Origin of the sequence: Streptomyces mexicanus, assembly GCF_902506575.1 — a bacterium.
Taxonomy (GTDB): Bacteria; Actinomycetota; Actinomycetes; order Streptomycetales; family Streptomycetaceae; genus Streptomyces; species Streptomyces mexicanus.
On record NZ_LR732609.1, the window covers coordinates 21,265 to 27,383 of the forward strand.

General features: G+C 73.3%; 3 protein-coding genes. 1 reads left to right on the top strand and 2 read right to left on the bottom strand.

What is annotated here, in order from left to right; genetic code table 11:
- Positions 1-74: 74 nt before the first annotated feature.
- Positions 75-938: an EamA family transporter gene (locus GV126_RS33310; protein ID WP_159674816.1), complete on the bottom strand. Its 864-nt coding sequence runs from the start codon at positions 936-938 to the stop codon at positions 75-77.
- Positions 939-1,059: 121 nt separating this feature from the next.
- Positions 1,060-1,971: a LysR family transcriptional regulator gene (locus GV126_RS33315; protein ID WP_159674818.1), complete on the bottom strand. Its 912-nt coding sequence runs from the start codon at positions 1,969-1,971 to the stop codon at positions 1,060-1,062.
- 335 nt (positions 1,972-2,306) lie between these two features.
- On the opposite strand from GV126_RS33315, the gene GV126_RS33320 reads away from it, so the two are divergent.
- Positions 2,307-6,119: type I polyketide synthase (locus GV126_RS33320; protein ID WP_159674820.1), on the top strand; the 3,813-nt coding region annotated here is incomplete at its 3' end.

Here is a 6,119-nt window from a genome sequence, read left to right on the forward strand (position 1 = left end):
CTGTTCACGGATGCCGCACCGGCCGGCTCCCACGCCCGGGCGGGGGCCATCCTCGAAGAGGCCCCGGTCGAGCGTCAGACCGGGTCACCGGGCGGTGCCTGCCGCCCGCAGACGGCGACCCCGGTGATCACCAGCAGTCCGCCGAGGCACTGGGAGAACGTCAGCGCCTGACCGAGCCACACATAGGCGATGACACTGGTGGCCACGATCTCGAAGGTGCTCAGCATGCTCACACGTGTGGGGCCGAGGGCGCGTACGGCGGCGAGCACGAGAGCGAACGGAGCGGCCATCCCGAGCACACCGATCAGCATCAGCGGCAGGAGGGTGCGCGGCTCCCAGGCACTGCTCTCGATACGCCACGGGGGCTGGACACAGCACCACGCGACGGCGGCCACGAGGGAGCCGTACAGGGTGGCGGTGCCGGCCGGTACGGCGCCGCCGATGCCGCGCCCGCACACGAGGTACAGGATGTAGGCGGCGGCGGTGGCCAGTCCGAAGAGCAGGCCCACGGGGTCGAGCCGGCCCAGCCGGGCGCCGCCGAGGCCGACCATCAGGACGACACCGCCGAGTGTGAGCGGCAGGGCCACCAGGATGCTCGCGGCCGGGCGCCCGCGCTGTCGTACGGCGTCGGCGGCGGTCAGCCAGACGGCGGAGCTGTACTGCAGCACCAGCGCGACGGCCAGGGGCAGCCGGGCTATCGCCATCGAGTAGCAGTAGACGACCGCGGCCAGCGCCAGGCCGAAGGCGGCGATCCGCGGCAGGCGCCGCCACGGCAGACGCAGCAGGTCGCGGCGGGTGAGGCACAGGCCGGCACACAGGCTCACGAAGCCGAAGAGCATACGGAACTGGGTGACCGTCACCGCGCCGGTCCCGTGGTCGATGAGTTCGCGCGAGACGGTGCCGCTCAGGCCGAACAGCACGCAGGCGGTGAGGACCATGAGGCAGCCCGGTGCTCCCCGTCCGGTGCGGCCCGTGGCGCCGCCGGGGGGCGGGGTCGGGGGCGGCGAAGGGCGGCCCGCCGTTCCCGCACCGCCGTACCGCTCCGGTCGCGGGCCCACCTCACGACACCGCTCGTGACACGTGTCGCGGCGCGTGGGGCGCACGGCCGGACGGCAGGGTCTGCGGCGGGCGCAGCCGTCGCAGGTGCGGGGTCACGTGCGCGGGGGGGACCTCGGCGTTCCAGACCAGTTCGGTCATCACCGGGGGCAGCGCCGGCAGCGGCATCTCCACCACCCGCCCCCATTCCAGCTGCGGTCCGACCGCGATGGCCGGCATCACTCCCACGCCCAGGCCGCCCAGCACGGAGGACTTGACTCCGTCCACGCTGCCCACCTGCTGGACCTGGACGCCCCCCAGGCGGGGCATGACCTCCTTCTCGGCGATGTCCCGGTAGACGCAGCCCGGCGCGGTGACCAGGAGCCGCTGAGGCCGGGCCACCAGGTCGGGGGCGCCGACCAGGACGACCCGGTCGGTCCACAGGTGACGGCGGTCGGCCTCCTCGGCCGGCCGGTTCGCCGCCGCGGTCGCCGAGTTGACCAGTGCGGCGGCCAGCTCTCCCCTGCCGACCTGGTCCCGCAGCTGGGCGACCGAGCCGACGAAGACCTGGGTCTCGAGGTTCGGCATGAGCCGGCGCAGCGTCCGCAGGAAGCTCGGCAGGCGGTAGGTGCACAGGGACGCCGTCGCCCCGATGCTCAGGTTGCTCGGGCGGTCCTGCGCGGCGGCCGTCACCGCCGCCTGAGCCTGGGCCAGTTTGTCCAGGATGTCTGTCGCGTACGCGAGGAAGCGGACTCCCGCCTTCGTGAGGCGGTTCACCGACGCCCCCCTCTCCAGCAGCGATGCCCCCAGGGCGCGTTCGAGTCCCTGCAGATGACTCGTGACCGTCGACCGCGCGTAACCGAGCCGTTCCGCGGCCTCGGCCAGCGTGTTGCTCTGCGCCACCACCACGAAGGTCTCCAGCCTCTGGACGTCCACGTCGCAGCCTCCTTCCCCCTGCCCAGCTCCGGCCGGGCGTTCCGCCTGCCGTACGACTTGGAATGAGTACCTTGAGCCAAGATTAGATCAGAACGCATTCATGCACTCAAGTCCACGAATAGCCGAGCGACCGGTCCCCAGGCCACGGCAACTCGTGACACGTCAGGCAAATCGCCCCAGGTGACCCACGGATGGCAAAGATTTCTTTAACCTGGGAGACAAGATTGACCCCGAGTGTATCTTTGGATCGCACTGCAGGTGTGGCCCAGGCCACCCACCGCTCAGCACCGGGGGAGGCCGACATTCCCCCGCGCGCATCTGAAGGGGGAACAGCCATGCACGACACGTGTGCGGCAGAAAGCACCGCTGTGGCCGTCGTGGGGATCGGATGCAGATTCCCCGGAGCGAACAACCCCGAGGAGTTCTGGGAGAGACTCCTGTCCCGCACCGATTCCGTCCGCGTGGTGCCGGAAGACCGCTTCGACATCAGCACGCACTACTCCTCCGACCGGCAGGAGCCGGGGAAGACCGTCTCCCGGCACGGCGGATTCATCGACGGCGCCTACGCGTTCGACGCCGGCTTCTTCGGCATCTCCCCCGCGGAAGCGGCGGAGATGGACCCGCAGCAGCGTGTCCTGCTGCATGTCGCCTGGGAGGCGCTGGAGGACGCGGGCCTGAGACCCTCCGCGCTCGCCGGCTCGCGCACGGGTGTCTTCGTGGGGCAGGCCACGGCCGACTACGACGAAATCCACCGGCCGCTCGACGGACAGACCACCGTACGGGCGGCCGCGGGCCGGAGATTGCGGGGAGTCACCGCCGGCCGCGTCTCCTACGCCATGGATCTGCGCGGCCCGAGCATCGTCCTGGACACCGCCTGCTCGTCGTCCCTCGTCGCCGTCCATGCCGCCCGGCAGAGCCTGCTCACCGGCGAGAGCGACCTGGCCCTGGCCGGCGGAGTCAACCTCATCCTCTCGCCGCAGGACGCCGTCGTGTACTCGCAGAGCGGCATGCTCTCACCGGACGGACGGTGCAAGTTCGGCGACGCCTCAGGAGACGGCTTCGTACGCAGCGAAGGCGTGGGCCTGGTGGTGCTCAAGCGGCTCCCGGACGCCCTGCGCGACGGCGACCCGGTGCGCGCGCTGCTGCTGGGCACCGCCGTCACCAACGACGGCAAAGGCAGCGGACTGCTGCTGAAACCCGCCGAAGCCGGGCAGGTCGCCACGATCGAGGAGGCCTGCGCGGCGGCGGGCATCTCACCGGGACACCTCGACTACGTGGAGGCGCACGGCACGGGCACGCCGGTCGGTGACGGCGTCGAACTGTCCGCACTGGCCTCCGCCCGCCGCGACGCCCCGGACGCCGAACGCCCGCTGCCGGTCGGATCGGTGAAAACCAACATCGGCCACCCGGAAGCCGCGGCCGGCATCGCCGGACTGATCAAAGCGGTGCTGATCGCCGAGCACGGCGTCATCCCCGCGTCCCTGCACTGCGCCGAACCCCACCCGCTGCTCGCCGCGGGAACACTTCCGATCCGGCTGGTCACCGACAACGAGCCCCTGGCCGCGCGCGGCGACCGGGCCTTGGTCGGCATCAGCTCCTTCGGCCTGTCCGGCACCAACGCCCACGCTGTCGTCGGCTCGTTCACCGAACGGCCCGGTACGGCAGACACCGGGGCGGGCGCGGCGGCGCCCGCGAAACCGGTGAACGGCGCCCGGCGACCGCCCCTGCTCGTCCTGTCCGCCCGCTCTCCCGTGTCCCTGCACGCCCTGGCCCGCGCCTACGCCTCCCACCTGCGCGGCGCCGGACGGAGCACCCCCCTGGTCGACCTGTGCGCGGCCGCCGCCCTGCGCCGGGACCACCATCCGTTCCGCCTGTGGGTGACGGCCGCGACGCACGAGGAGATGGCGGACCGTCTGCTGGCCCTGGCGGGCGGTGCGGACATCTCCGACGGCGGCACCGGGGAAGCGGGCTTCGGCCCGGACCGGCGCACCGCCGTGGTGTTCCCCGGGCAGGGTTCGCAGTGGGCGGGCATGGGGCGCGGGCTGATGGCCGCCTCACCCGCCTTCCGTGCCGCGCTCGCGCGGTGCGCGGACGCGGTGCACGAGGAACTCGGCTGGTCTCCGCTGGAGTTGCTGAACAGCGACGCCGCCGAGTTCCCCGAGGACGTCCAGACGGTCCAGCCCCTGTTGTGGGCCGTGGAGGTGGCCCTCGCGGCCGCGCTGGAGGAGGCGGGGCTGCGGCCCGACGTGTGCATCGGGCACAGCATGGGGGAGGCGGCAGCGGCCCATGTCGGCGGAGCGCTCACCCTGCGCGACGCGGCGGCGGTGATCTGCCGCCGCAGCCGGCTCATGAGCCGGGCCGCCGGACGCGGCGGCATGCTGCTCGTCGGCCTGTCCGCGGACGAGGCCCGGCAGATCGTCGCGAGCGCCCACCCCGGCGTCTGCGTGGCGGCGGAGAACGCGCCGCAGGCGACCGTGCTGGCCGGCCCCGCGGACGAACTGGCCCGGCTGACCCGCGCACTGGAACGACAGGGTGTCGTCTGCCGTCCCGTCCGGGTCAACGTGCCGTCCCACTCCCCGGTCATGGAGGAGATCCGCCAGGACCTGCTCGATTCCCTCGCCGGCCTCGCTCCCCGACGAGCCGCGCTCACCATGGTCTCCACCGTGCGCGAGGAGGCGGTGGACGGCTCCGGTCTCGACGCCGCGTACTGGGCGGACAACCTGTGCGGCCCCGTGCACTTCACGCGCGCCGTCAGGGCGGCGGTGAAGGCGGCCGACACCGTCTTCGTCGAAGTCAGCCCGCACCCGCTGCTGTCCGGCGGCATCCGGCAGACGCTCACCGCACACGGAGCCGACGGTGCCGTCGTGACCACCTTGCACCGCGGCCAGGACGAGCCGGAGGCGCTGGCCCGGACGGTCGGGCAGGTCTACGCCGCGGGCGGAACCGTGGACTGGACCCGCTGGTTCGACCGGGAGAGGACCCCCGGCGCCGCCCTGCCGCACTACCCGTGGGACACCCGCGACTACCGCCCCCGCGCCGGAACCCCTCACCACCCCGCATCCGAAATCCACACCCGGACGTTCCCGCTCGCCGGCCGGAGTGGTGCCGAGAGCGGGCACGACGCCCTCACCGTCCGGGGACGCACCCCGGTTCCGCCGGTGGTCCACCTGTTGACCGCGATCGACGCGGTGCGGGACGTCTGCGGTCCCACGCCCGCGGTCCTGCGCGGCGTCCGGCTCTCCCCGCAGGTGCTGGACGCCCGCGACACCTCCACTGCCACGCTCACCGTGCGGATCGGTGCGCCGAATCCTGGCGGATCCCGCCCCGTGTCCGTCGCGTCCACCCGCGCCGGACGGACCGTCCCGCACGCCGAGGGCGAGGCCGCCGCGGCCGACGACGGCGACCTCCCGGACGAGACAGCGGTCCACGCGCTGCTGGACGCGGCCCTGTCCCGCTGCACCACGTATCTGCCCCGCCACCGCTTCGAGGCGCTGGCCCGCCGGCACGGCATCACGATCGGACCCGGCCTGGCGTCCGTGGAACACCTGTGGTGCCGCGAGGGCGAGTTCGCCGCGCGTGTGCGACGCCCTGCGACACCCGGTCCGGTGTCCTGGGAGGCGGGTCTGCTGCCGTTGCTCTCCGCGTGGCCGGGGGTGTGCGATGCGGTGTCCGCGCCCCGGAGTGTTCCGGGCCCGCCGGACAGCCGGACGGACGGATGCACCTACGTGCCCGAGGAGTTCGGCGAGGTACGTGTGCTGGACGACCTGTGCGAGAGCTTCTGGAGTCTGGGCACCTGCACACCGACCGGCCCGGACACCGCCCTCGCCGAGGTGGGGATGTACACGCCGGACGGCCGCGTCCTGGCCTCCTTCCGCGGCATACGCCTGCGGCGGCTTGCCGACAGCCCGGCCGAGGCGGACTCCGCCCGTGCCCGGGAAGGGTTCTCGGCGGCCGCCGCGCCCTCCGCCCGCGCGGTGGCGGGCTGGCTCACCGAACGGCTCCTGCCGCCCGTCGTCTCCCGGGTTCTGCACGGCATCGGCTCCGCGCTCCTGGACTCCGCGGCGGCGCGGGGCGATGACGCGGCACCGCACCGGGACGGTTCGGCGGCCCGGGACGACGACCCGGCACCGCACCGGGACGGTTTCCCC